Annotated in this window: 16 protein-coding genes; 10 read left to right on the top strand and 6 right to left on the bottom strand. The window is 66.4% G+C overall.

Annotation, left to right across the window (positions count from 1 at the left end):
• Positions 1-18 precede the first annotated feature (18 nt).
• Positions 19-2,133, bottom strand: a complete 2,115-nt coding sequence (locus ACNFJ7_RS08125; protein ID WP_019371192.1) for an alpha-glucuronidase family glycosyl hydrolase — start codon at positions 2,131-2,133, stop codon at positions 19-21.
• Positions 2,134-2,294: 161 nt separating this feature from the next.
• Here ACNFJ7_RS08125 and ACNFJ7_RS08120 point away from each other — a divergent pair, with 161 nt between their 5' ends.
• Both ACNFJ7_RS08120 and ACNFJ7_RS08115 read left to right on the top strand, forming a co-directional pair.
• A complete protein-coding gene (locus ACNFJ7_RS08120; RefSeq protein ID WP_026009413.1) occupies positions 2,295-3,449 on the top strand; it encodes an endo-1,4-beta-xylanase in 1,155 nt (384 codons plus the stop codon).
• Positions 3,450-3,532: 83 nt separating this feature from the next.
• Entirely contained in the window at positions 3,533-4,543 is a 1,011-nt protein-coding gene (locus ACNFJ7_RS08115) for an AAA family ATPase (RefSeq protein WP_019371194.1), read from the top strand.
• Positions 4,544-4,592: 49 nt separating this feature from the next.
• Here the strand turns inward: ACNFJ7_RS08115 and ACNFJ7_RS08110 are convergent, their stop codons facing one another.
• The 3 genes from ACNFJ7_RS08110 to hemN form a co-directional block, all read right to left on the bottom strand.
• On the bottom strand, positions 4,593-4,943 hold the full coding sequence (locus ACNFJ7_RS08110) for a helix-turn-helix domain-containing protein (protein WP_019371195.1): 351 nt from the start codon (positions 4,941-4,943) through the stop codon (positions 4,593-4,595).
• 213 nt (positions 4,944-5,156) lie between these two features.
• On the bottom strand, positions 5,157-8,465 hold the full coding sequence (locus ACNFJ7_RS08105; protein WP_019371196.1) for a glycosyltransferase: 3,309 nt from the start codon (positions 8,463-8,465) through the stop codon (positions 5,157-5,159).
• Between the two features lie 131 nt (positions 8,466-8,596).
• Positions 8,597-9,919 (bottom strand): oxygen-independent coproporphyrinogen III oxidase, encoded by a 1,323-nt coding sequence (hemN, locus tag ACNFJ7_RS08100; protein ID WP_019371197.1) that lies wholly within the window; start codon positions 9,917-9,919, stop codon positions 8,597-8,599.
• A 91-nt stretch (positions 9,920-10,010) separates the two neighbouring features.
• On the opposite strand from hemN, the gene ACNFJ7_RS08095 reads away from it, so the two are divergent.
• The 5 genes from ACNFJ7_RS08095 (at position 10,011) to paoC (ending at position 14,759) form a co-directional block, all read left to right on the top strand.
• Complete coding sequence (locus ACNFJ7_RS08095; protein WP_026009414.1) at positions 10,011-10,265, top strand: hypothetical protein; 255 nt, start codon at positions 10,011-10,013, stop codon at positions 10,263-10,265.
• Positions 10,266-10,393: 128 nt separating this feature from the next.
• Positions 10,394-10,693, top strand: a complete 300-nt coding sequence (locus tag ACNFJ7_RS08090; RefSeq protein WP_152997949.1) for a hypothetical protein — start codon at positions 10,394-10,396, stop codon at positions 10,691-10,693.
• Positions 10,694-10,947: 254 nt separating this feature from the next.
• On the top strand, positions 10,948-11,589 hold the full coding sequence (gene paoA / locus ACNFJ7_RS08085) for an aldehyde dehydrogenase iron-sulfur subunit PaoA (protein ID WP_019371199.1): 642 nt from the start codon (positions 10,948-10,950) through the stop codon (positions 11,587-11,589).
• Positions 11,586-12,536: an FAD binding domain-containing protein gene (locus ACNFJ7_RS08080; protein WP_019371200.1), complete on the top strand. Its 951-nt coding sequence runs from the start codon at positions 11,586-11,588 to the stop codon at positions 12,534-12,536. Before paoA ends, ACNFJ7_RS08080 begins: the two co-directional genes overlap by 4 nt.
• 3 nt (positions 12,537-12,539) lie before the next feature.
• On the top strand, positions 12,540-14,759 hold the full coding sequence (paoC, locus tag ACNFJ7_RS08075; RefSeq protein WP_019371201.1) for an aldehyde oxidoreductase molybdenum-binding subunit PaoC: 2,220 nt from the start codon (positions 12,540-12,542) through the stop codon (positions 14,757-14,759).
• Positions 14,760-14,810: 51 nt separating this feature from the next.
• Here the strand turns inward: paoC and ACNFJ7_RS08070 are convergent, their stop codons facing one another.
• On the bottom strand, positions 14,811-17,216 hold the full coding sequence (locus ACNFJ7_RS08070; RefSeq protein ID WP_019370396.1) for a glycoside hydrolase family 3 N-terminal domain-containing protein: 2,406 nt from the start codon (positions 17,214-17,216) through the stop codon (positions 14,811-14,813).
• 167 nt (positions 17,217-17,383) lie between these two features.
• Here ACNFJ7_RS08070 and ACNFJ7_RS08065 point away from each other — a divergent pair, with 167 nt between their 5' ends.
• From ACNFJ7_RS08065 to ACNFJ7_RS08055, 3 genes are all read left to right on the top strand, one after another.
• Positions 17,384-18,430, top strand: coding sequence for a LacI family DNA-binding transcriptional regulator (locus tag ACNFJ7_RS08065; RefSeq protein ID WP_019370395.1), 1,047 nt, complete (start codon positions 17,384-17,386; stop codon positions 18,428-18,430).
• A 120-nt stretch (positions 18,431-18,550) separates the two neighbouring features.
• Entirely contained in the window at positions 18,551-19,957 is a 1,407-nt protein-coding gene (locus ACNFJ7_RS08060; protein WP_019370394.1) for a sugar porter family MFS transporter, read from the top strand.
• A 150-nt stretch (positions 19,958-20,107) separates the two neighbouring features.
• The gene (locus ACNFJ7_RS08055) at positions 20,108-21,886 is read left to right on the top strand and encodes an IlvD/Edd family dehydratase (protein WP_269083827.1); all 1,779 of its coding nucleotides are present in this window, start codon (positions 20,108-20,110) and stop codon (positions 21,884-21,886) included.
• Between the two features lie 57 nt (positions 21,887-21,943).
• Here ACNFJ7_RS08055 and ACNFJ7_RS08050 read toward each other — a convergent pair whose 3' ends face one another.
• Positions 21,944-26,566: an NAD-glutamate dehydrogenase gene (locus ACNFJ7_RS08050; RefSeq protein ID WP_019367718.1), complete on the bottom strand. Its 4,623-nt coding sequence runs from the start codon at positions 26,564-26,566 to the stop codon at positions 21,944-21,946.
• Positions 26,567-26,607 lie beyond the last annotated feature (41 nt).

Below are 26,607 nucleotides of genomic sequence, written 5' to 3'. Positions count from 1 at the left end.
TCCTGCTCCCCTGTCGACCTATTTGCCGTTCCCGGGCGCGTGCGGCGTCCGGATCGCCTGATAATAGCCAAGCGGGTGCGGCGGAGCCAGATGCCCCGCGGGCAGCGGCCGCTTCGCGATGGACTGGAAATAGGCGATCGAGGCGTCGCGCCACCACTGCGCTTCCTCGCGCTGGATGGCGAGGAAATCGCGCACCTCCGCCCAGCGTCGTGCGTCGATCTTGCCTTCCAGCGCGGCCCAGCGGCGTTGCATGGCCTCGACCGATGCGATGCCGGCATCATAGTGCGCGACGAGGCTGTTCCACAGCGTTTCGCCCGAGCGCATCCGGTGATCCCAGGGCACATGGTGGAACCAGAGCAGCAGGCTGTCCGGCACGGTCTTCAGGTCGCCCCAGCGTTTGGCGACTTCGGGCGCATATTGGCCGAGCGCGTTGGTGCCGCTGGGCGTGCGATCGAAGCCGATGCCGTTCGCATCGGCACGGTGATAATAGGCAGGATTCCATTCGGGCCGCGCGAGATCGGACACCCAAGGGGCGGGGCCGTAATGATGCCCGGTCGCCATCAGGTGGCCGAGGCCCAGCGGCGTCATATAGTTCACCACTGCCTCACGCGATTCCATCATCATCGAAACGATGGGATCGACCACGGTGGGATCGGGGCTCCAGGTGAGCCGGGCCCAGTCGCGGGCAATGTCTTCTGCCTGGGCGTTTGGATCCCAGGCGAAGCGGCCATAGGCATACCAGTTCGCCTGATCGAACTGCGATCCGCTCCAGTTGATGTCGGTGCCGATGTTGGCGACGCCGGCCATCCCGGTAAGTGCCTGGGGATTGACCGGCGTTTCCAGCAGCTTGGCGACGGTGCTGCCCTTGCGCGGCCGGAAGGTGTCGCTCTCCAGCACCTCTTCCCACATCGTGCCCAGATAGGCGAGGTGGGTCGCGAAGCCGAGATATTCCTTGGTGATCTGCACTTCCAGCATCAACGGCGTCTTCGGCATCGCGCCGAACAGCGGATGGAAGGGCTCGCGCGGCTGGAAGTCGATGGCGCCGTTCTTCACCTGGAGCAGCACGTTTTCGCGGAACTTGCCGTCCAGCGGCTCGAACTCGTCGTTCGCCTGCTTGTGGCGATCGGCGTCGTTATGCTCCGAATAGACAAAGGCCCGCCACATCACGACGCCGCCATGCGGCGCCAGCGCATCGGCGAGCATGTTGGCGCCATCGGCATGGTTGCGCTTGTAATCCGACGGACCCGGCTGCCCTTCCGAATTGGCCTTGACCAGGAAGCCGCCGAAATCGGGGATGACGGCGTAGATCTCGTCCGCCTTGGCTTTCCACCAGGCGCGCACGGCGGGATCGAGCGGATCCGCCGTCTTCAGCCCGCCGATTTCGATCGGCGCGGAGAAACGCGCGGTGAGATAGACGCGAATGCCATAAGGGCGGAACACCGCGGCAAGCGCCTTTACCTTCTGCAGATAGGGCGCCGTGAGGATATCGGCATTGGCGTTGACGTTGTTGGGCACCACTGCGTTGATGCCGATCGAGGCATTGGCGCGGGCATAATCAGTGTAGCGCGGGTCCGTATAGCCGGGCAGCTTCTGCCAATCCCAGAGCGACTGGCCCGAATAGCCGCGCTCGACCGAGCGATCGAGATTGTCCCAATGATCCAGCGCCCGCAGCTTCAGCTTCGGGGCATCGCGCACGTCCAGCGCGTCGATCGGCGCGCGCAGCTGGAGCAGCTTGAGCAGGCGGAAGCTGCCGTAGAGAACGCCGACATCGCTGTTCGCGGCGATCAGGATCACCCGCGCGCCGCCGATCGTCACCGATCGGATCAAGAAGCCTTCGCGGCCGAGGTCTGCCAGCGGCAGGTTCAGCCCGGCCAGCAGCGGCGACCCCACCGTCGCCAGCACGATGCCGCCATTGCCCTCCACCCGGGAGGCATGGCGCGGCGCCGTGCCGAGCATTCCGGCAAGACCGCGATCGAGCTCCTCCTGCGCCACGGCCAGGGTCGGGCGGGTCGCGTCGGCGACCACATAGCGGAGGTGCGGCGACACGCGCTGCGATTCGGCCGATGCGAGCGGCGCATAGCGCAGCCAGAGATCATAGCCGGTTTCGGCATGCCCCTGCTGGGCGAACGCCATTGCCAACGAGATTGCGAGTATCGATCGTAGAAAACGCCACACGGCTTCACTCTCCTGACGCGCGATTCTTTGCCGCCGTTGACAAGGCTGTAGCAGCCCGAACATGGTACCGCTACCAAGGAAGCGGCGCCGGCAGCGGCGCGCGACAGCAGGAGAGGGCGATGACCAAGAGCAAGGCAACGCGGCGCGAGGTTCTGGGCGGTGCCGGGGCGATGGCCGCGACGCTGCCGATCCAGGCGCATGCGGCGCGCGCGATTCCCGGCCTCAATACGATCGCCGGGCAGCGGGGGCTGCGGTTCGGATCGGCCTTTGCCTGGAGCCCGCCCGGCGCCGATGCGGGCAGCTTCGCCAACCCCGCCTATGCGGCCCTGCTCCAGCGCGATTGCGGGATCCTGGTGGCGGAAAACCAGATGAAATGGCAGGCGATCCGCCCGAGCGCCGACGGCTTCGATTTCAGCCGGTTCGATGCGATGCTCGACTGGGCGGAAGCGCACCGCATGGCGATGCGGGGGCACACGCTGCTGTGGCACAAATCCGAATATTTCCCGCGCTGGCTGAACAACCATGATTTCGGCGCGGCGCCGCTGCGCGAGGCCGAACGGGTGCTCGATACGCATGTCCGCACGGTCTGCGGGCGCTATGGCAGGCGGATCGGCAGCTATGACGTGGTGAACGAGACGGTCGACGAGAAGACCGGCGACCTGCGCGACACCAGCCTGTCCCGCGCGTTCGGCGGTACCGTGCCGATGCTCGACCATGCGTTCCGCACGGCGCGCGCCGCCGCGCCGCACGCCCAGCTGGTGTATAACGACTATATGAGCTGGGAGCCCGGCAACGAGAAGCATCGCGCCGGCGTGCTCCGCCTGCTTGAAGGATTTCGCAAGCGCGACGTGCCGGTGGATGCGCTGGGCGTGCAATCGCATATCGAGCCCAAGGGCGACGGCACGCCCGGCGAGATGTCGGCGCGGCAGGAAAAGCCCTGGCGCGCCTTTCTCGATACCGTGACCGCGATGGGCTATGATCTGGTGATTACCGAGTTCGATGTTGCCGATCAGCAACTACCCGGCGACTTTGCGACGCGCGACCGCATCGTGGCCGACTATGCCGGTATTTATCTGGACATCATGCTTGGCTATCCGCAACTACGGGATGTGCTCGCCTGGGGCATGTGTGACAAGTATAGCTGGCTGAACGGCTTCAAGCCGCGCCGCGACGGTTCGATGACTCGGGTGGCGCCCTACGACGCCCGGTTTCGTCCCAAGCCGCTGCACGACGCGATTGCCCGACAGCTGATGAAGGCACGGGCGCGCACCTGAGATCGGTACGCTCCCGTTCATATTCGGCGATTATACAAGGGGTGCAGCAACGGCCGGCGGCCGGCACTCCAGGGAGCAGGTCCATGGCCGCAGCGGCCCCAACACAGGAAGGATCCAGCGGCGGTGGCGACGTCCCGCCGATCAGCCTCGATGTGCCTGCCCTGTTCGCGCATGCCGAGACGCTGGCGCAGGCGCATGCCCGGGCTCCGGTGGCGGCGGCGGGCGCCGCGTTCCGCCAGCGACTGCTGGAACTGGCGCGGACCAGCGCCCAGCGCAGCATGATCGCGCTGCAGGGCGCCGATCTGGAGCGGCGCGCCCGCGCCGGCCGGATCCGCACCTTCGGCGACGAGCGGCCGGCGGATATCCTGTTCGATCTCGCGCAGCCGCTGGCGGCTTGGTGCGCCGAGGGCCGGCATGTGGAAGCCAACATCGTCGCCAACCGCTATCTGGACGTATCGCCGCAGGGCGCAGCGGGCTGGGGATTGCTGCCGCTGATGCTGGCCCTGCACACCGAAGATCCGGAGGCGGCCGATCGGATGCTGACCCCCAGCGCGCCGCAGCTCATCGTGATCGGCGGGCTTTCCGGCACGGGCAAATCCAGCCTCGCGCGCCTGCTGGGTGGGCATCTGGGCAGGCGGCCCGGCGCGCGGGTGCTCCGTTCGGACGTGTTCCGCAAGCGGGTGAACGGGCTTCCGCCGGAAACGCGGCTGCCGGCGCGGCTCTACACCGCGCGAAGCAATGCCGACACCTATGAGGCGATGTTCGAATCGGCCGACGATCATCTAGCCTGCGGCACGACGGTGATCCTGGACGCGGTGTTCCTGAACCGTAGCGAACGCGAGGTGGCCGAAGCGCTGGCGCAGCAGGCGCGAGTGCCGTTTACCGGGATCTGGCTGGAAGCGCCGGAAGGCGATCGGCTTGCGCGCGTCGCCGGGCGGACCAGCGATGCGTCCGACGCGACGGCGGCGGTGGTGCGCGAGCAGTCGCGGCGATCGGTGGGGGATCTGTTCGGCTGGCACCGGTTGCGGGCAAACCGACCGATGGAGCTGATCCTTCCTGCCGTGCGCGCGATCGTCGAACGCGGGCGGCGATAGCCGCGGCGTTTGCGGCGCGATTGGGGGCGGGCCGGCCGCCCCTTAGCCGTTAAACCTTTACCGCCTGCCGTCCGATGAAGGACGGTCCGTCGCCGGCCGCGTCGCCTTCCGTCGCGCAGAATAGGCCGTACATCGCCTCCAGCATGCGTCGGGCCTCCGGGCTGGCAAGCGAATAGAAGATCATCTGGCCGGCCCGGCGGGCAGAGACCATGCCTTCCCGGCGCAAGAGCGCCAGTTGCTGGGAGACAGCGGTGTCGCGGGCGCCGGTCAGCCGTGCGAGTTCGCCTACTGATTTCTCGCCATCAAGCATATGGCATAGCAAAAGCAGGCGGCTGCGGCCGGACAGCGCTTTCAAAAACTGCGACGCGCGGTCGATTACATCGATCATTTCGTCTTTCACAGCGACTATGGCTATGCGTCCGCGCCAAACCACGCAAGCTGTCATAGTGTGGAAAGACAAGGATTTTTCTAAACTTGCATCAAGATTCGGCTGCAAACCTTTGCATCATCCTTGCCGCTTCACGGGCATGGAGGCCCTGCGTACCGGCACTTCGGAGAAGCACCTTGCACCCTTGCGTCAATCGTGCGGTTTGCTTGGGCCTGAGCGGCGCGATCAGGCTGCCGCGCGAGCCGTGCCGACGCGCCCGCTGCGCTCCAGCTTGCCCCAGCCGACCCACCAGCCGCCCACCGCAGAGCCGATTGCGCGGAGCACGACCCAATACATCAGCTGGCGATAGACGAAGCGCTGCGCCACCAGCAGCAACGCCGGATAGCGGATGCGCCGGCTGTTGAGGCGATAGGCGACCCATCCGCACCCGACATCGATAGCAGTGAAGGCGATCCAGTAGAGGCCCATGGCGCCGACATCCCCGCGCGTCTGTTCCCAGCCATGCTGGGCGATGCGCACCGCCGTTGCGAACACCGCGGCGACCAGCGCGATATCGATCAGCGGCGAGATGGCGGCGAACACGATCTGGAAGATCCAGGCCTGGGGCAGCCCGATCCAGGCAAGCCCGCGTGCCTTGCTGTCGCGATAGAGGCCGCGATGCTTCCACAGGCACTGCAAGGTGCCGAACGCCCAGCGATAGCGCTGCTTGGCCAGCGCGCGGAAGCTTTCCGGCGCTTCGGTCCAGGCGACCGCATCGGGATCATAGGTGACACGCCAGCCGGCGCGTTGGATCGCGATGGTGAGATCCTGATCCTCCGCCAGCGTGTCTTCGGGATAGCCGCCGACCGCGTCGAGCGCCGCCCGGCGCCAGGCGCCGACCGCGCCGGGCACGACCGTGATGGCGTTGAACCCGGCGAGCGCGCGCCGCTCCAGATTCTGCGCGGTGATATATTCCACCGCCTGCCAGCGAGTGACCAGGTTGATGCGGTTGCCGACCTGGGCGCTGCCCGCGACGGCGCCGAGCTGCGGATCGACGAACCAGCGCGCGAGCCGGCCGATGGTCTCCGGCTCGAAATGGGTATCGGCGTCAAGCGCGATGATCACGTCGCCCTTGGCTTCCTGCAGCGCGCGGTTGAGCGCGGCCGCCTTGCCGCCGTTCTGCAGGGTGAGCAGGGTGACGCGCGGATCGTCGCCGAAGGCTGCGGCGACGATGGCGCTGGTGCGGTCCTTCGAACCGTCATCGGCGACGATCAATTCGATCGCGGGATAGTCGCTGGCCAGAACGCGCCGCACCGAGGCCTCGATCACCCGTTCCTCGTTATAGGCGGGGATGATTACCGAGACGCTCGGCGTATAGGCCGGCGGCGTGCCGTTTTCGCGGCTGCGCTGGCGCAGCGCGAGTGCGGCGAGGATCACCGCGCGGGCGATGCCCAGCGCGATCGCAATGAAGAACATCCAGCGCAGACCCGAGGCGATCGCCGCCAATACAACGAAGATCGCGACGTCCGCGCGCACCGCCAGCAGATCGCTGCCGCCAATGGGGGGCATCACCGCATCGTAGGACAGCCCGGCTAGCTTCGACACCGGTACGAACGTATAGCCCCGTGCGCGCAGCTCGGCGATGATGCGGGGCAGGGCTTCCACCGTCTGCTCGCGATTGCCGCCGCCGTCGTGCAGCAGGATGATGTTCGCGGAATAGTCCGGCCGCGCGCCTTCGACGTCGCTCACCGCCCGGTTGACGATCTCGTCCACGCCGGGGCGCTTCCAGTCGTCCGGATCGGCATGCAGGCCGACGACGGTATAGCCCTGCTTCTGCGCGACCAGCGCAGGATCGAGTTCGTCGGCGGTGGTCGGCTCGGCGTCGCCGAAATAGGGCGCGCGGAACAGCCGCATGCCCCGGCCGGTATAGGCCTGTACCAGCCGCTGCGTAGCGTTCAGTTCCAGCGCGGTGCTGGCAGCCGAGGTGGTGGCGAGATTGGGGTGGGTATAGGTGTGGTTGCCCAGTTCATGCCCCTCCGCCACCAGCCGGCGGAGCAGCAGCGGGTGCTGCAACGCATTCTCGCCGACGATGAAGAAGGCGGCGGGCACCTGCGCTTGCTTAAGCACATCCAGGATGCGGGGCGTGTAGGTGGGATCGGGCCCGTCGTCGAACGTCAGCGCCACCTGTTTCGCCTGGGCGCCGGTGCGCACCACCACATAGGGCGTGGGGAGCACGGGATAGGTTACGTCGCGGATGATGTGGGCGGCATCGAAGCTGATCGCGCGCTGTCCCACCGTGGGCGTGGCGGTGATGCGCAGGATCTCGCCCGATCCTTCCACGTCGACCTCGGTTGCCGGCACGATGCGGCTCAGATCGGGCACGCCGCCATGGCGATAGGCGAGCAGCGCCGTCCAGATGCCGGCATCCTCGGTGCCGAGCCGCCACAGCGCGACGCTGCCGATGCCGGCGGCGCGCACGGCCTGCAGCTGGTTCCAGCTGGCCGCGGCGTCGACCATCCAGATTTCGTGATGCTCGCCATCTTCGGTGTAGGCGAAGGCGCTGTTGCCGCTGCTCTTGTCGAATGTGACGCGGGCGTCGCTGTCATGTGCGGCGGACCAGGCCTCTTCGATGCTCAGCGCATCCACCTGGGTGCCGTGCCAATCATAGGCATAGCTGGCGAGCGCGACGATCAGCTTGTCCGTACCCACCTGTGCCACGGCGCTGCGCAGCTGATCGACGAACCAGGGCTGCGGCGCGATGGGCCCGGCGGTGCCGCCCTGCCAATGCTCGTCATAGTTCATCAGGATCACGCGATCGGCGACCGCCGCGAAGCGCTTGAGCTTCCAGCTCGCATCGCCCGCCGGCACGGTGACGGCCAACAGCTTGTCCTTCGGCATCGCTGCGTTGATTTCGGCAAGCAGCTGGAGATAACCGGGCAGCGCTTCGGCAGGCAGGCTTTCGAAATCCAGCACCAGCCCGGCCTGCTGCCGCGCCTTCACCTCGCCCGCCAGATCCCGGGCCAGTTTGGCGCGCGCGGCGGGGCTGGCCATCAGCCGCGCGGCACCGGCGCCGTCCCAGCCGTCATCGGAGACGTTCTGCACCATCGGCAGCACGCGGGCGGGCCGGCGTGCGCCGGCGAGGATGGTCGTCAGCCGTGGATCGTCGGTCACCTGCATCTTGTGATCGGCGCCGGTGACCGAGATCAGCGCGGGCACCACCCAATCCAGATCGCCGATGTTGCGACGGAGCGAATCCGCGCTTGCCTGATCCCAGGGCACATAGAAGCCGATGGTCAGCGGCGCGCCCGGCCGCTTGGAGGTGCCGCCGGGAAGCCAGCTGCGCCGCCGCGGCTCGCCGCGGGCGCTCAGCGAACGCAATTCGGCGGGCTTGGCGTTTTCCCAGCGCACCGGCAGATCCTGCGCCGGGGGGACGTTCACGATCGTCGCCGCGAAGATCACCGCCGTCAGCAAAATCCCGAGAAGGAGCATGACGACGCTTCGGATCGCCCAGCGCTTGCGGATGCCGGTGGGGTCGAAAAAGACGGGAGGCGACATCGGGGAGCAATCTTTCGCGAACGAAAAATCCCTGCACGCGGCAGGGACACTCCCGTCTTATAGAAGCTGCGATGAACCGAAGCTATACCACCGCCGATCCGTAATGACCGCAGGTGGCGCGGTTCGGCGGCTTACACCGCGCTGCTGAACCGCACCGGCGCCGGCCCGCGATAGGCATCGAGCGCGCTTGCGATCACCCGGGCATAGGGCAGGGCATCGGGCGCGAGCATCAGCACGCTGCCCTCCCAGCGGACCAGCTTCAAGGCCGCGAACGGCGCGAGCCGGGCGGCAATCGCGCCGCGATCGTGAATTGCCGCCAGATCGGCGCGGCCCTGGCACAGCAGTTCCTCGATCGCGGCGGCGCGCCATTGGTCGTCGATCGACCGGCGGAGCCCGCGCGCGGCAGCGAACCGGCCGGCGGCGACGGCCATGTGCCAGCGGCCGGCATTCTTCTCGTTCTGCAAGAGCCTGTCGGGGAACTGGCTGATCGCGCTGGCGCCCAGGCCGATCAGAATGTCCGATTCATCCTCGGTAAAGCCTTGAAAGTTGCGGCGGAGCCTCGCTTCGCGCGCGGCGATCGCCAGCGCGTCGCCCGGCACGGCGAAATGATCGAATCCCACCGGCGCATATCCCGCGCCGACGAGCCGGGCATGGGCGAGTGCCGCCTGTTCGAACCGCTGGCGCGCATCCGGGAGCGCGGCCGCATCGATCCGCCGCTGACGCGGGATCAGGTGGGGCACATGGGCATAGCCGAACACCGCCATCCGATCGGCGCCAAGGGCGATGCTTTGGTCCAGCGACGCTTCCAGCAGGTCCGTGGATAGGCCGGGGAGCCCGTACATCAGATCGAAGTTGATCGATGCGACTCCGGCCCCGCGCAACAGGCGGACGGCGGCGGCAATGTCTTCCCGGGGCTGTATACGCCCGATCGCCGCCTGGATGGCCGGATCGAAGGTCTGCACCCCCAGACTTGCCCGCGAGACTCCGGCGGCCCCGATGGCGGCCGCCCAATCGGCATCGAAGCCGCGCGGATCGATTTCCACCGACAGCACGGGCGCGTCGGCCCCGAACGCCGACTTCGCCTGGGCGACAAGCCGCGCGAACGCTTCCGCCGCGATCGCGTTGGGGCTGCCGCCGCCGAACGCGATTCGCCCCACCTTGCCACGCCCGTCCAGCCGGCGGGCTACCAGTTCGATTTCATCCGACAGCCGCGCCAGATAGGCATCGAGCCGGGCGGTGCGGTTGGCGGCGCCGGTATTGCAGCCGCAATACCAGCAGATCTCGTGGCAGAAGGGGATATGGAGGTAGAGCGACAACTCGGCCTCGGGCGCGACCCGATCCAGCGCGGTGGCCATATCCTGCGGGCCGATGGCGTCGTTGAACTCCGCGGCGGTGGGGTAGCTGGTGTAGCGCGGCACCGGCGTGGCGAGCAGATCGGGGTGATAGGTCCACATGCGCTGATCGCATGGCGCGTGGGCGCCCCCGCGTCGCTTGGGAAAGTTCCGTAGTCTTGCCGGTAAGGGCTGCCGGCGATAGGCGATGGCGATGCAACTGGACGACCAGCTCCTCCGCTATTTCGGTACGCCCGATCTTGGTGCCATCACCCCGCCGGCGCTTGCCGCCGGTATCGAGCGGATGAAGGTCGATCTCGGCCTGGAAACCAATCCCGGGCATCGATTTGCGCTCTGGGCCTTGCTGTTCATGTTCGGCAGCGCGCCGGATCTGGACGCGACGTTCGAAGACGAAGCTGAGCGCGAAGCCGCCCGGAACTTCATGGATCTGTCGGACCGGCAAGATTGATCACGCAAGTGAACCTACAGAGGTTGACGTAGATTGCCTGTTACGATGTGTTTCCAGTATCCGGGTCAGTATTGACTCGAATCAATATTCGTGGCGCGTTTTGATTTCCGCTGTAGAGGAGATCGTTGATGCGACGGATTGGGGCTTTAACCGGGACAGTTGCAGCAATCACCTGGCTGTGTTCAGCGACACCAGCTGGCGCGGTCGAGATAGACTGGGTCGGTTTCGAAAACTGCATCTTCAGTTGTTACGAAGCGTTCCCCGGCCGCGAACGCGATTGCGACTTTTCATGCCAGAAGGCGTTTGGCATCGATACCGGTGAGGGCTATACTGGCGACGGACGTGGCACCGAGATCGATATTCCTTGGTACGTTCCGATCGTGAAATGTGGCGATTCCACCCTTGTGGGCCTTTGCAGCAGCGCCTGACGCAGGCAGCGTGCCGCTCCCCGGCATCGCGCCCGGGGGCGGCGCTATCATGTCCGCTTTCTGACGCGTTTGCTTGAACGCTGAACTCCCTCGGCTTGCCGGCGGAGGATATGGATCCTGATCCTTGGTTCGCTTTTCTTTCCCCGCCTGACCCCATAGTATCGCATGTATTCGAGGTCGCTGGACGGCGCGGATGGAACCGCGCCTGTAAAACCGCATTGGTTTCGCATGATGGAAGCGAGAAGGGGACAGCAATGGACGATGTGGCCGCAATCGGCATGTCGCGGCGAGGCATGTTGATCACGGGCGCCGCGTGCGCCGCGACGCATGCCCTTCCCGCCGGCGCAAGCGAACGACAGCAGGGACCTTCCGCGGCGCCGCCCGTCACTCCGGTACGCCTGACCGTGAACGGCAGCGACAAGGAACTAAGTCTCGATCCCCGCACCACGTTGCTGGATGCGCTGCGTGAGCATCTGCACCTTACCGGCACAAAAAAGGGCTGCGATCACGGGCAGTGCGGCGCGTGCACGGTGATCGTGAACGGTCGTCGCATCAATTCCTGTCTCAGCCTTGCGGTGATGCACGAGCGCGACAGCGTGACCACGATCGAGGGGCTCGGTACGCCGGAGAAGCTCCACCCGATGCAGGCCGCGTTCGTGAAGCATGACGGCTATCAGTGCGGCTACTGCACGCCTGGCCAGATCTGCTCGGCGGTGGCGGTGCTGGAAGAGATCCGCGCGGGATCGCCCAGCCATGTCACCGCTGACCTCACCGCCGCGCCACCGCTGAGCGAGGCCGAGATACGCGAGCGCATGAGCGGCAATATCTGTCGCTGCGGCGCCTATTCCAACATCGTCGAGGCGATCCGCGAAGTCGCAGGGCGGAGGCAGGCATGAAGGCGTTCACCTATAGCCGGGCGAGCAGCGCGGCCGATGCTGCGGCGCAGGCCGCCAGGACGCCGGGCGCGAAGTTCATCGCGGGTGGCACCAACCTGCTCGATCTGATGAAGCTGGAGATCGAGGCGCCGACGCATCTTATCGACGTCAACAAGCTCGCGCTCGACAAGATCGAGGCGACGCCGGCGGGCGGACTGCGCATCGGCGCGCTGGTGCGCAACACCGACCTTGCCGCCGACAAGCGCGTCCGGCGCGATTATGCGGTGCTGAGCCGCGCAATCGTCGCGGGTGCTTCCGGCCAGTTGCGCAACAAGGCCACGACGGCGGGCAACCTGCTCCAGCGCACCCGCTGCCCCTATTTCTACGACACGAACCAGGCGTGCAACAAGCGCAAGCCCGGTAGCGGCTGTGCGGCCATTGGCGGATTCAGTCGCCAACTGGCGGTGATCGGCACCAGCGAGGCCTGCATCGCCACTTATCCCGGCGATATGGCGATCGCGATGCGGCTGCTCGACGCCCAGGTGGAAACCGTGAGGCCCGACGGCACCACGCGCGCCATTCCGATCGCGCAGTTCCATCGGCTGCCGGGCGATGCGCCGCACCTGGACAACACGCTGCAGGCAGGCGAGCTGATCACCGCGGTGACGCTGCCCAAGCCTTTGGGCGGCAAGCATTTCTACCACAAGGTGCGCGACCGCGCTTCCTATGCCTTCGCGCTCGTTTCCGTCGCGGCGGTAGTGCAGAAGGACGGCACCGGTCGCTTCGCGCTGGGCGGTATGGCGCACAAGCCGTGGCGCGTCGAAGCCGCCGAGGCGGCGCTGCCGAAAGGCGCCCCTGCCGCGATGAAGATCGCGCTGGCCGGTGCCACGCCGACGCAGGACAATGCGTTCAAACTGCCGCTGGCCGAGCGCACGCTCGCTGCGGTGCTGAGCGAAGCAAGGGGCTGAGCCATGAAGTTCGATACCCCCGCCACGACCAATCCAATCGATCGGTTGAAGGTGGTCGGCAAGCCGACCGACCGGATCGACGGCCCGTTGAAGACGACCGGCCGGGCACCCTATGCCTATGAACGGCACGACGCGGTGCAGAACGCAGCTTATGGTTACGTCCTTGGTTCCGCCATCGCCAAGGGCCGGATCACCAGCATGAACCTGGCCGATGCCGAAGCTGCGCCGGGCGTGCTGGCGATCGTTACCGCCGAGAATGCGGGCAAGCTCACCAAGGGCAATTTCAACACCGCCAATCTGCTCGGCGGCCCGGCAGTCGAGCATTACCACCAGGCGATCGCGCTGGTGGTCGCCGAGACGTTCGAGCAAGCGCGCGCCGCCGCGTCGCTGATCCGTGTCAGCTATGCACGCGACAAAGGGCGCTACGACCTGGCGGAGCAGTTGAAGGTCGCGCCGCTGAAGGGCGATAGCAGCGGCGAGGGGAGCGCGGCGCCTCCCGTCGACCGGACCGGCAATTTCGAAGGTGCGTTCACCGCTGCGGCGGTGCAGCTGGATGCGACCTACAGCACCCCCGATCACAGCCATGCGATGATGGAGCCGCATGCCTCCACCGCGGCTTGGGACGGCGACTCGTTGACGCTGTGGACGTCGAACCAGATGATCAACTGGGGCAAGGGCGATGTCGCCCGCACCCTTGGCATCCCGAAGGAAAAGGTGCGGCTGATCTCGCCGTTCATCGGCGGCGGTTTCGGCGGCAAGCTGTTCGTCCGGGCCGATGCGGTGCTGGCGGCGCTGGGCGCGCGCGCGGCGAAGCGGCCGGTGAAGGTGGCGCTGCAGCGTCCGCTGATCGCCAACAACACCACGCATCGGCCGGCGACCATCCAGCGCATCCGCATCGGTGCCGGCAAGGACGGGCGGATCAACGCGATCGCGCACGAAAGCGGATCGGGCGACCTGCCCGGCGGCGGGCCCGAAACAGCGGTTGCGCAGACTCGGCTGCTCTATGCCGGCGAGAACCGGCTGACGTCGATGCGACTGGCGGTGTTGGATTTGCCGGAAGGCAATGCGATGCGCGCGCCGGGCGAGGCGCCGGGCATGATGGCGCTGGAAATCGCCATGGATGAGATGGCGGAAAAGCTGGGGATGGACCCGATCGCTTTCCGCGCGCTGAACGATACGCAGGTGGATCCCGAAAAGCCGGAGCGGCCCTTCTCGCAGCGCAAGCTGGTGGAGTGCATGCAGATCGGCGCGGATAAGTTCGGCTGGGCCCGGCGCAGTCGCTTGCCCGGCAAGCTGCGCGACGGCCGCTGGATGATCGGCATGGGCATGGCAGCTGCATTCCGCAACAACCTGAACATGCGATCCGCCGCGCGGGTGCGGCTCGATGCCAAGGGCCGGCTTACGGTCGAAACCGACATGACCGATATCGGTACCGGCACTTATACCATCATCGCGCAAACCGCCGCGGAGATGCTGGGTCTGCCCCTGGATGCCGTGGACGTGCGGTTGGGTGATTCCAGCTTTCCCGTGTCTGCCGGTTCGGGCGGGCAATGGGGGGCAAACAGCTCTACCGCCGGCGTCTATGCCGCCTGCGCGGCGCTGCGCGACAAGGTTGCCGCCGCATTGGGCTTCAATGCCACCGATGCGGTGTTCGAAGACGGCAAGGTGCGCGCTGGCAACCGGAGCGTGGCGCTGGCCGATGCGGCGAAAGGCGGCGAACTCGTTGCCGAAGACGTGATGGAATATGGCGATCTCGCCAAGAAGCAGCAGCAATCCACCTTCGGCGCGCACTTCGTGGAAGTCGGCGTGGATGCAGCAACGGCCGAAGTGCGCATCCGCCGGATGCTGGCGGTGTGCGCGGCGGGCCGCATCCTGAACCCGAAATCGGCGCGCAGCCAGGTCATCGGCGCGATGACGATGGGGGCGGGCGCGGCGCTGATGGAGGAGCTGGCGGTCGACAAGCGCTTCGGCTTCTTCGTCAATCACGATCTGGCCGGATATGAAGTGCCGGTGCACGCCGATATCCCGCACCAGGACGTGATCTTCCTGGACGAAACCGACCCCACAAGCTCGCCGATGAAGGCAAAGGGCGTGGGCGAGCTCGGGATTTGCGGGGTTGGCGCGGCGGTGGCGAACGCCATCTACAACGCGTGCGGCGTGCGGGTGCGCGAGTATCCGATCACGCTCGACAAGCTGCTGCCGGGAATGCCGCAGTTCGTTTGACACCCTACTTGCCGGTAAGGCGCGGGGGCGGCCGGTGCCGCCCCCGCCATGTCATCGAACGGTGAGCGTGGCGCTCTTCAGCGTCGCCGAGTTTGGGCCGGCCGAAAGGGTGAAGGTGCCGGGTTCCACCACACGCTTCATCTCGCTGTTCCACAGAGCGAGATCGTCGGGCGTGAGTTCGAAGCGCACCGTGCGGCGCTCGCCGGGCTTCAGGGTCACGCGTTCGAACCGCTTGAGTTCCAGCAGCGGCCGGGTGACCGATGCGAGATCGTCGCGAACGTAGAGCTGCACGACTTCGTCGCCGGCGACCTTTCCGGTGTTGGTCACGTCCACTTCGACCATGGCCTTGTCAGCGATGCCAATCACCGGCGCACCCAGGCGTGGCGCCGAGATGTCGAAGGTCGTGTAGCTGAGACCATAGCCGAACGGGTAGAGCGGCGTGGTGTCGCCGAACAGATAGCCGCGCCGCGCGCTCGGCTTCTTGTTGTAGTAGATCGGCAGCTGGCCGACGTTGCGGGCAATCGACACGGGCAGCTTGCCGCCGGGATTGTAGCGGCCGAACACGACATCGGCGAGCGCGGTGCCGGTCTGCTCGCCCAGATACCAGCCCTCGATCAGCGCCGGTGCCTTTTCGGCCAGATGATTGACCGCATAGGGGCGGCCGTTGAGCAGGATGACGACCACCGGCTTGCCCAGCGCGAAAAGCTCCTTGGCGAGCTGATCCTGCGGCCCCGGCAGATCAAGCGTCTCGCTATCGCCCAGATGCTCGTCGGCCCAGGCTTCCCGGCTGATCGCTTCATTGCCACCGAGCACGAGCACGACGACATCGGCGTTCTTGGCGGTTTCGAGCGCCTGCGCACGCAGCTGATCGTTCACCGAATCCGGCACCAGTTTCACTTCGTCCTTCGACCAGACGCGGTGATCGGTGATGCGCACGCCTTCGGCGAAATCGACGGCAAACTTGCCCTTGGCTTCGTTCTGCATGCCTTCGAGCACGCTGACGACGTGGTTCGGCACGTCCGAATAGCCGCCGATCGGCGTATCCTTGGCGTGGGTTCCGATCACCGCCATGCGCTTGATGCCCTTGGCGTCCAGCGGCAGCAGGCCCTGCGCGTTCTTGAGCAGCACGATCGATTCGCGCGCCGCCTGACGGGCGAGCGCGACGGCTTCCGGCGTGTTGGTGCGGGCGGCGGCGAGCTTGACTTCGGGATAGGGGTTCTCGAACAGCCCGCCTTCGAATTTCATGCGGAGTACGCGGCGGACGGCATTGTCGATCGCGCCCTGGCTCAGCCGCCCTTCCTTCACCAGCGCGACGAGGTTGGCATAGGCTTCGCCATCCGGCGTCTCGACATCGACTCCCGCGTCGATCGCGCGGAGCGCGGCGTCCTTCGGATCCTTGTACATGTGGTGGCGAGTCATCAATTCGCGAATGGCGAAGTAATCGCTGACGACCGCGCCCTGGAAACCCCATTCGCCGCGCAGCACGTCGGTCAGCAGCCATTTGTTGGCATGGCTGGGTATGCCGTCGATTTCGTTATAGCTGGCCATCACCGACATCACCGGCAGCGTCTTCACCGCCGCTTCGAACGGCGGGAAGAAATTCTCGCGCAGGGTGCGCTCGCCAAGCGAGGCGGGACCGATGTTGGTGCCGTTCTCCGGCTGGCCATGGCCGGTCATGTGCTTGAGGGTGATGAACACCTTATCGGACTTGAGCGGCAGCGTGCTGCCCTGAAAGCCGCGGATTGCCGCCAGCCCCATCTGGGTGACAAGGTACGGATCCTCGCCATAGGTCTCTTCGATCCGGCCCCAGCGCGGATCGCGGGCGACGTCCACCACCGGCGCCAGCACCAGATTTGCCCCGCGCGCGCGCGCTTCCTTCGCCGCCATGGAGAAGATCTGTTCGACCAGCTTGGGGTTGAAGCTGCTGGCGAGGCCGATCGACTGCGGGAAGCTGGTGGCGCCCGGCGCGACCAGGCCGTGCAGCGCTTCCTCGTGCATGAGCATCGGGATGCCGAGGCGGGTTTTCTCCACCGCCCATTTCTGTGCCGCATAGACGTAGCGCGCGGTTTCTTCCGGGCTGCGATTGACGTCGCCCGCATTGGCGCCGGCTGCGGTCGATTCGCTGGCCGTCACGCCGCGACGGTCATAGGGGCGCGAGATCATGCCCAGGCCGTTGGGGAAATTCGCGCTGGCCTTGGCCGCATCGAACTCGCCCTTGGTGTCCTGGATCGATCCCTTGTTCAGCCACAAGGCCACGAGCTGCTGAACCTTTTCCTCCAGCGTCATGCGGGCGAGCAGGTCGTTCACCCGCGCCTCGGTCGGCTGGCTGGCATCCTTGTAGAGCGGCTTTTCGGCCCGGGCGGCCTGGGTCTGCGCGGAGGCGGGCTGTGACGCGACGAAGGGCGTCAGGGCGCTCGCGGCGATGGCGATCGCGGCGAAGCGACGAAGTGAGCGCATGTTCCTCTCCCTGAAGGCCGGCGACGATGTTTCCGTCGCCTGTTGCCATGATGGTAGCGCTATCAGCTATAAAGTGCGGCTGCGACACCGGTCAACCGGGCGCGCGGTCGTTCGCGAACGATTGCAATCGTGGTAGCGCGAACTTATGCGTTTGTGCAGGAGGGGGGATGACCAAACCTAGCCGGCGCAGCCGGGGAAGCATCACCGTGCAGGACGTAGCGCGCGAAGCGGGCGTATCCGCCATGACCGTGTCGCGCGTCGTCAACGGCGGCACCAACGTGCGCGAGGCGACTCGCGAAGCGGTGCTGGCCGCGATCGCCAAGCTCAATTACTCTCCGAACAGCGCCGCGCGCAGCCTGGCCGCAGGGGAAGCGACGCAGATCGGGCTGCTCTATTCCAATCCTTCCGCTGCCTATCTTTCGCAGTTCCTGATCGGCGCCCTGGCCGCTGCCCGGCGTGCGGGCTGCCACCTGGTGCTGGAAGCCTGCGAGGGCGAACGGCCGGAGGAGCAGGCGGAAGCGACGCGCGGCTTCGTACAAACCCATGTGCAGGGCGTGATCCTGCCGCCGCCGCTGTCGGAAGCCGGCGCAGTGCGCGACGAGCTGGAAGCGGCGGGTATCCCCTGGGTTTCGGTGGCGATGGGCCTGCCGCCCGAGGGCAGCCTGAACGTGCGCATCGACGATTTCGCGGCGGCTTGCGCGATGACTCGGCATCTGCTCGACATGGGCCATCGCCGCATCGGCTTCATTCGCGGCAATCCGAACCAGACCTCCAGCGCAGAGCGCTATCGCGGCTTTTGCGCGGCGATCGAGGAAGCGGGGCTGGATCTAGCGGCGATGCCGGTGGAGCAGGGGTATTTCACCTTCCGATCGGGCATCGTGGCGAGCGAGCGGCTGCTCGACCTGGCCCATCCGCCGACGGCGATCTTCGCGAGCAACGACGATATGGCCGCCGCCGCTGTGGGTGTGGCGCATCGCCGTGGCCTCCACGTGCCGCAGGATCTGAGCGTGGTCGGATTCGACGATACCGCGCTCGCCACCACGATGTGGCCCGAACTGACCACCGTACGCCAACCGATCGCGGCGATGGCCGAGGCGGCGCTGACGATGCTGTTGGAAGAGCTGCGCGCCGACATCCGCACCGATCATGCCGAACAAGTGCTTGCGCATCAGCTGATCGTGCGCGAATCCTGCGCCCCGCCACCCCGGCGATAGCGGTTGGCTGGCAGAAAGTTGCGCATCGGGACGAGCAGGCTTGCTTTTCCTGGTTGCACAGGCCAGCGTTACCGCTAACAAATCGCCTCACATTTCCGGGGTGACGAGGAGAGGGATTGGATGAACCAGACGGCGGAGCGGGCCAATATCGGCCTGATCGGCGCCATCGTGGCCGTTGCCACGATCGGCGGATTGCTTTTCGGATATGACAGCGGTGCCGTAAACGGCACGCAGCCGGGCCTGCAGGCCGCGTTCCAGCTGGACGAAGCCGGCTTGGGCTTCACGGTCGGCTCGCTGCTGATCGGTTGCTTCATCGGCGCGTTCTTCGCCGGTACGCTGGCGGACGCGATCGGTCGTCGCAACGTGATGCGGATCGCGGCCTTCATCTTCCTGATCGGTGCGCTGGCCCAGGGCTTCGCGCATCTTCACGGCGTCTTCGTCGTCGCCCGGATCGCCGGCGGGATCGCGGTCGGCGCCGCTTCGGTGCTGTCGCCCGCCTATATCTCCGAAGTCGCCCCCGCGAACATTCGCGGCCGGATGACGACGGTGCAGCAGATCATGATCATCTCCGGCCTCACCGCCGCGTTCGTGGTCAACTATTATCTTGCGGCCGCCGCCGGTGCCTCGACCAACATCTTTTGGGCCGGCCTGGAAGCATGGCGCTGGATGTACCTGATGCAGGCGATTCCCGCCGCCGTGTTCCTGGTAGCGCTGTTCTTCATTCCAGAAAGCCCGCGCTACCTGGTCGCCAAGGGCCATATGGACCAGGCGAGCAAGGTGCTGACCGACCTGTTCGGCCCGGCCACCGCCCGCACCAAGCTGGAAGAGATTCGCGCCAGCTTCACCGTCGATCACCGCCCGAGCTTCCGCGACCTGATCGATCCGCGCACCGGCGGCATCCGTCCGATCCTGTGGGCCGGCCTCGTGATCGCGGTGTTCCAGCAGCTCGTCGGCATCAACGTGATCTTCTATTACGGCTCGACGCTGTGGCAGCTGGCCGGCTTCACCGAAGCGGATTCGCTGCTGATCAACATCGTCTCGGGCGCGGTCTCGATCGCGGCGTGCCTCGTCACTATCGGACTGGTCGACAAGATCGGCCGCAAGCCGCTGCTGCTGATCGGTTCGGCGGGCATGGCCGTCACGCTGTTCGTTCTGGTCTATGCCTTCGGCCAGGGCACGCTGGATCCGGCGGGCAAGCTGGTGCTCTCGCCCGATCTTGGCAAGCTCGCGGTGATCGCCGCCAATCTCTACGTGATCTTCTTCAACGTCAGCTGGGGCCCAGTGATGTGGGTGATGCTCGGCGAGATGTTCCCGAACCAGATCCGCGGCTCGGCGCTGGCCGTGTGCGGCTTCGCGCAGTGGTTCGCCAATTATCTGATCGCGCAGAGCTTCCCGGTGATGGCTTCCAAGCTCGGCCTGGCCGCCAGCTACACCTTCTACGCCGTCTGCGCGGCGGTCAGCTTCTTCCTCGTCCTGAAGTTCATCAAGGAAACCAAGGGCAAGGAACTCGAGGCAATGGAGGGGTAAAAGCCTCTACCCGGCCCCTCTTTATGCGCTCCCCTCCCGCTCGCGGGAGGGGCTGGGGGAGGGGAGTTTTGATCTTGGCGGGCGGGGTTGTTCCAGCCCCTCCCCCGACCCCTCCCGCAAGCGGGAGGGGAGTTTGTTTCGGGAGTTTGAATCGTGACCCGCACGCCCGTCCGTCCGTTCCGATCGCGCGAATGGTTCGCCGCCCCCGGCCGCGCCGACATGGCCGCGCTCTATCTTGAGCGCTTCATGAACTACGGCATCACGCCGGCGGAGCTGACCTCGGGCAAGCCGATCATCGGCATCGCCCAGTCGGGCAGCGACATCGCGCCGTGCAACCGCATCCACCTCGAGACGGTGAAGCGCGCCCGCGAAGGCATCCTCGCGGCGGGCGGCATCCCGATGGAGTTTCCGCTCCACCCGATCTTCGAGAATTGCCGGCGGCCGACCGCCGCGCTCGATCGCAACCTCGCCTATCTCGGGCTGGTCGAGATCCTTAACGGCTATCCGATCGACGCGGTGATCCTCACCACCGGCTGCGACAAAACCACGCCGTCCTCGCTGATGGCCGCCTCCACCGTCGACATCCCGGCGATCGTCCTGTCGGGCGGGCCGATGCTCGACGGCTGGCATGAAGGCGAGTTGGTCGGCTCGGGCACGGTGATCTGGCGCTCGCGCCGCAAGATGGCGGCGGGCGAGATCGACGAGGCCGAGTTCCTCCGCCGCGCGATGGAGAGCGCGCCCTCCTCGGGGCACTGCAACACGATGGGCACCGCCTCGACGATGAACAGCATGGCCGAGGGGCTGGGCATGTCGCTCCCCGGCTGCGCGATGATCCCGGCGCCGTACCGTGAGCGCGGCCAGATCGCCTACGAGACCGGCAAGCGCATCGTCGAGATGGCCTATGAGGACCTGCGCCCGTCGAAGATCCTGACCAAGCAGAGCTTCCTCAACGCGATCAAGCTGCTCACCGCGATCGGCGGCTCTACCAACGCCCAGCCGCACCTCAATGCGATGGCCGCGCATGCCGGCATCACCATCACGCCCGAGGACTGGCAGACCGGTTATGACCTGCCGCTGATCGTCAACATGCAGCCGGCGGGGCAGTATCTGTCCGAACGCTTCCACCGTGCCGGCGGCATCCCGGCGGTGCTCAAGCTGCTGGTCGATGCGGGCATCCTGGACGGCAGCGTCGCAACCTGCACCGGCCGCACCATGGCGGAGAATGTCGCCGAGGCGCGCGTGCTCGATGCCGACGTCATCTTCCCGCTCGACAAGCCGCTGATGGAGAAGGCCGGGTTCCTGGTGCTCACCGGCAACCTGTTCGACATGGCGATCATGAAGACCAGCGTGATCTCCGAGCAGTTCCGCGCGCGCTATCTCTCCACCCCGGGGCAGGAGGGCGTATTCGAGGTGCGCGCGGTGGTGTTCGACGGATCGGACGACTATCACCACCGGATCAACGATCCGGCGCTCGGCATCGACGATAACTGCATCCTGGTGATTCGCGGCGCTGGCGTGCTCGGCTGGCCGGGCTCGGCGGAAGTCGTCAACATGCAGCCGCCCGACGCGATCCTGCAAAAGGGCATCCAGAGCCTGCCGACGCTGGGCGACGGCCGCCAGTCGGGCACGTCGGACAGCCCCTCGATCCTCAACGCCTCGCCGGAGAGCGCGGCAGGCGGCGGGCTTTCGTGGCTGCGCACCGGCGACGTGATTCGGATCGATCTTAACCAAGGCCGGGTGGACGCATTGGTCGCCGAGGATGAGATCGCCCGGCGCAAGGGCGAGCCTGCGCCGCCCATCCCGCCGAGCAACACGCCGTGGGAAGAGCTGTACCGCGAAAAGTCAGGCCAGCTGCACGAAGGCGGTGTGCTGGAGTTCGCCACGAAATATCGCGGCACCGGGCTGAAGGTCCCCCGGCACAACCACTAATGGACGATGGAAAAGCAAACGGCGCCGGCAACCACCGGCGCCGTTTTCGCGTGCAGCCTATTCGCGGCCCAGAAGGACGCGCGCCTGGCCGGCGATCTGCGCCAGCATTGCGGCATTCGGAGCGGCCGATTGCCGGGCACGGCGCACGACGGCCACGAACTGGTCGACCCGCGCCTGATGCTCGGCGAGCCAGGCTTCCACCGCCGCCTGCGGATCGGCGCCATCAATGCGGCCTAGGAATTCGAGCCGCAACTGCTGGAAATCGCGCGCGAGGCTGGCGATCAGCAGGCGTTCCCAGACATCGCCGGTGGTGATCCGCGCCGCCGCGCCCTGAGCCCAATCGAGGCCGAGCGTCTGGCCCAGCGCGGTGAAGGCGCGTGCCAGCACCACTTCGTCGATCTCCAGCCGCTGGCCTAGTTCGGCCAGGCCGACGCCGCCGTCCATCTCGACGATGCGCACCACCCTGTCCGCCAGTTCGGCGGGTGCACCCGCCGCCTCCAGCGTGGCGGAGATGCGATCCGAATGGGCGCGGGCCTCGTCGAGCAGTAGCGAACGCGCTTTGGTGCCGAGCACGTCGATGCCCGAGCGCAGCCGATCGATCACCTCGGCCGGGCTCGCGCCGGGGCGCGTGACCCGCAGAAGATCGGCGATCTGGCCACGCACCGCCAGCGCGAGCTGATCAAGCAGGGCGACGCGCGCATTCTCGCTGATCGCCGCGCTTTCGATCTCCGCCCATAGCGACGGCAGATCGAACAGGCGTTCGGCGGCGACGAACATCGCCGCGATGTCGCGCATCGCCGCGCCTTCCTCTTCTGCCAGCTCGAACGGGTGGAGCACGCCCAGACGGTTGACCACGCGATTGGCGAGCTTCGTCGCGACAATCTCGTTGCGCAGGCGATGCTCGTCGATGGCGGTGCTGAACCGCTCCTGCATGGCCTTGGGGAAGGCGGCATGGAGATCGCCGACGAGCGCCGGATCATGGCCGAGATCGCCCTGCTCGATCGCATCCTGCAGCGCGAGCTTGGCGGAGGCGAGCAGCACGGCCAGCTCTGGCCGGGTAAGGCCGCGCCCGTCCTGCGCCCGGCGCATCAGCTCCTCATTGGTGTCGAGCCCTTCCACTGCGCGGTCGAGCCGACCCTTGGCTTCGAGTATCTCGATCACTCGCACATAGCTGGGCAGATCGAGCGCGCCGTCATTCTCCATGAAGGAGAGCGCAAGCGTCTGCAGGCGGTTGTCCTCCAGCACCAGGTGCGCGACGTCATCCGTCATCGAGGCGAGCAGCGCGTTGCGATCCTCGAAGCCCAGCCGACCTTCGACCATCTCGCGGTTGAGCGCGATCTTGATGTTGACCTCATTGTCCGAGCAGTCGACGCCGGCCGAATTGTCGATGAAGTCGGTGTTGATACGGCCGCCGTTCCGCGCGAACGCAATGCGCGCCGCCTGCGTCACGCCGAGATTGGCGCCTTCGCCCACCACCTGCGCGCGGACCTGCTCGGCATTGATGCGGATGCGGTCGTTGGCGGGATCGCCCACCTCGCCGTTACTCTCGCTCGCCGCCTTCAGATAGGTGCCGATGCCGCCGAACCACAGCAGCCCGACGCGGGCCTTGAGGATCGCGATCATCAGTCCGTTGGGGTCGATGCTGTCCACGTCGAGGTCGAGCAGTGCCTTGACCTGCGGGCTGAGCGGGATCGACTTTTCGGTGCGCGGGAATACGCCGCCGCCTTCGGAGATGAGGTCGGGGTTGTAGTCTGCCCAACTGGAGCGCGGCAGCGCGAACATGCGGGCGCGCTCTTCCCAGCTCTTCGACGGGTCCGGATCGGGATCGAGGAAGATGTGGCGATGGTCGAACGCCGCGACCAGCCGAATCGCCTTGGACAGGAGCATGCCGTTGCCGAACACGTCGCCCGACATGTCGCCCACGCCCGCCACGGTCACCGGCTCCGACTGGATGTCGGTGCCCATTTCCAGGAAGTGGCGGCGAACCGAGACCCAGGCGCCCTTGGCAGTGATGCCCATCGCCTTATGGTCATAGCCGACGCTGCCGCCCGATGCGAACGCATCGCCCAGCCAGAAATTGCGCTCCATCGCCAGCTTGTTGGCCACGTCGGAGAATGTCGCAGTGCCCTTGTCCGCCGCAACGACGAAATAGGGGTCCTGACCGTCGAGCACCGTCACGCCTTCGGGGTGCACCACCTCGCCCGACACGATGTTGTCGGTGATCGACAGCAGCGCGCGGATGAAAATGCGGTAGCTTTCGGTACCCTCGGCCAGCCAGGCGTCGCGATCCACGGCGGGGGAGGGTAGCTGCTTGGGATAGAAGCCGCCCTTTGCCCCGGTCGGCACGATCACGGCGTTCTTCACGCGCTGCGCCTTCATCAGGCCCAGGATCTCGGTGCGGAAATCGTCGCGGCGATCGGACCAGCGCAGGCCGCCGCGGGCAACCGGGCCGGCGCGCAGGTGAATGCCCTCGACGCGTGGGCTATACACCCAGATCTCGCGCCAGGGGAGTGGTGCGGGCAGGCCGGGGACCCTGGCGGAATCCAGCTTGAACGCGAGCGCCTCCTCGCCGGCGGGCGCATAGGCGTTGGTGCGCAGCGTCGCCAGCACCACGCCCTTGAACAGGCGCAGGATGCGATCGTCGTCGATGGCGTTAACCTGGGCCAGGCCGGCATCGATCGCCTTCTCGGCGAGTTCCACCGCCTCCGCATCGCCGCCGCGCGCCGGGTTGTGTGCCGCTTCGAAGCGATCAACCAGCGCCATCGCCACGATCGGTGCCCGGCGCAGCGCATCGACCACCGTGCCCATGCCGTACAGCATCCCCGCCTGGCGCAAATAACGGAACCAGGCGCGCAGCAGGACAACGGCCGAAGGGGTAAGACCGGCCTCGACGATCAGCCGGTTGAACAGATCGTTTTCCGCTCGGCCTTCCAGCACCGCTGCGATGGCTGCTTCCACAACCGCAGGATCGCGGTCCAGTATCTCGCTGCGCGTGGCAGGCTCGACCTTGAAATCGTGGATGAAGGCGCCGTTGGTGAGCTCGGTCGGGACTTCCTCCAGAACGCGGAAGCCGAAATTCTCGAACGCCGGTACCGCGTCCGACAACGCCAGGGCACCGCCAAGGCGGTATAGCTTGATGCGGTAGGCGCCCGCTTCGTCCCGCACCGGGAAGATGCGGACCGATCGCGCATGTTCGTCTTCCAGCCCGCCGATCCGCACCAGATCCTGCGCGGCTTCTTCGGGCGTGTGCGTAAGGCGATAGACATCGGGGAAGGTATTGGCGAGGCGCAGCGAAAGGCGCGCGGCGCCGCTCCCCGCGATTTCGGCGAGGCAGGCATCGACGGCCGGCGCCCAGCCGCGCACGATCCGGGCGATCCGCTCGTCGAGCTCCGCCTCGTCGGGCATCACCGTATCGCCGCGAAGATCCAGCGTGTAGCGCAGCTGCGCCAGCACGCCGTCTTCCAGCGCGATCGACCAGTTGATCATCTTGGCATGCGCCGCTTCGACCAGCATGTTGCCGATTGTTTCGCGATGGCCCGCCGCAACCTGTTCGCGCGGCAACCAGACGAACCCGAACAGATGGCGCCCCAGCGGGCTGCGCACCAGCACCAGCTTGGAACGCGGCCGATCCGACACGGACATTGCCGTGAGCACGAGGCTTTCCAGCGCTTCGAGATCGAAGGCAGTGGTCAGATCGTGCGGCAGGCCGGTAAGCGCGTGCGTCATCGCCTTGCCGGTATGGCCTGCGGGATCAAAGCCGAACTTCGATTCCAGCATCTCCAGCCGATTGCGCAGCATCGGGACCATGGCGGGCGGGGTATTCAGCGCCTGGCTGGTCCACAGGCCGTAATGGATGGAAAGCCCCACCACATCCTGATCGCGCATGATCGGCGTGGCGACGATATCCAGCGGCACGCGCCGGTGGACGGTCGAAATGGCGTTGGATTTCAACAGGAGCGGGATCTCTCCGCCCATTTGGAAGTAATCGACCGCGAGGTTGCGGGAGGCATCCGCCAGCAGCGGCACGTCATGCGTGTAGCGTGCCAGGCCGATCTGGTCGGTAGTTTCACCCTCGACGGACCATTTCTCATGGCCCAGCAGCGTCATTGCATCGTCGGCGAACCACCGCAGCAGCGCTTCGCCTTCGCGCGAAGGGACACGGGCGGCATCCAGGCCCATCGCCTGTTGCAGCGGGCGCCAATCGGAAACGACGTCGCGAACATGCTCCAGCACGCGTTCGATTTCGCTGGTAAGCGCGCGGCGGGTACGGGCGTCGGCGCGCTCGATCTCGATGTAGATCATCGATTCGGCCTGCGCATCCGCCGCTTTTTCGCCGACGGCCGTAATCGCGCCCTTGGCGTCGCGTTCCACCGGCAGAATGGGGTGGATGATGCGGAACGTGCCAAGATCGAAGGCGGCGATCGCGCCGGCGATCGAATCGACCAGGAACGGCATGTCGTCGTTGATCACGGCCAGCCGCATCCTGCGGCTATTGTCGTCGTGATAGGTTTCCAGGTTCAGCCGGACGGTTTGGGGAGGACGATCTGCCGCCGTCTCCGCAACGAAGCGCGCGATATCCGCGCGTTCGCTTTCGTCCAGTCCTTCCAGCTCTCCGGGCAGGGCGCCTTCGAAGATCCGCTCCTCGAATGCCTGCATGATCTCTTTGGTCATGTTCTTCATATAGGCGGCTATGCGCCTGCCCGGTTGCCACCTCAAGTCTG

It is taken from the genome of Sphingomonas sp. HT-1 (assembly GCF_048568905.1).
In the GTDB taxonomy this organism is placed as follows: domain Bacteria; phylum Pseudomonadota; class Alphaproteobacteria; order Sphingomonadales; family Sphingomonadaceae; genus Sphingomonas.
The sequence above is the reverse complement of the archived record's forward strand: the minus strand, read 5'-3'. Positions and strand labels throughout refer to the sequence as shown.

Coding starts and splice junctions, on each gene's coding strand:
- paoA (WP_019371199.1), top strand. CDS start 10,948: ATGGACGATGTGGCCGCAATCGGCATGTCGCGGCGAGGCATGTTGATC.
- ACNFJ7_RS08060 (WP_019370394.1), top strand. CDS start 18,551: ATGAACCAGACGGCGGAGCGGGCCAATATCGGCCTGATCGGCGCCATC.
- paoC (WP_019371201.1), top strand. CDS start 12,540: ATGAAGTTCGATACCCCCGCCACGACCAATCCAATCGATCGGTTGAAG.
- ACNFJ7_RS08120 (WP_026009413.1), top strand. CDS start 2,295: ATGACCAAGAGCAAGGCAACGCGGCGCGAGGTTCTGGGCGGTGCCGGG.
- ACNFJ7_RS08095 (WP_026009414.1), top strand. CDS start 10,011: ATGCAACTGGACGACCAGCTCCTCCGCTATTTCGGTACGCCCGATCTT.
- hemN (WP_019371197.1), bottom strand. CDS start 9,919: ATGTGGACCTATCACCCCGATCTGCTCGCCACGCCGGTGCCGCGCTAC.
- ACNFJ7_RS08065 (WP_019370395.1), top strand. CDS start 17,384: ATGACCAAACCTAGCCGGCGCAGCCGGGGAAGCATCACCGTGCAGGAC.
- ACNFJ7_RS08105 (WP_019371196.1), bottom strand. CDS start 8,465: ATGTCGCCTCCCGTCTTTTTCGACCCCACCGGCATCCGCAAGCGCTGG.
- ACNFJ7_RS08090 (WP_152997949.1), top strand. CDS start 10,394: ATGCGACGGATTGGGGCTTTAACCGGGACAGTTGCAGCAATCACCTGG.
- ACNFJ7_RS08115 (WP_019371194.1), top strand. CDS start 3,533: ATGGCCGCAGCGGCCCCAACACAGGAAGGATCCAGCGGCGGTGGCGAC.
- ACNFJ7_RS08070 (WP_019370396.1), bottom strand. CDS start 17,216: ATGCGCTCACTTCGTCGCTTCGCCGCGATCGCCATCGCCGCGAGCGCC.
- ACNFJ7_RS08080 (WP_019371200.1), top strand. CDS start 11,586: ATGAAGGCGTTCACCTATAGCCGGGCGAGCAGCGCGGCCGATGCTGCG.
- ACNFJ7_RS08050 (WP_019367718.1), bottom strand. CDS start 26,566: ATGAAGAACATGACCAAAGAGATCATGCAGGCATTCGAGGAGCGGATC.
- ACNFJ7_RS08125 (WP_019371192.1), bottom strand. CDS start 2,133: ATGGCGTTCGCCCAGCAGGGGCATGCCGAAACCGGCTATGATCTCTGG.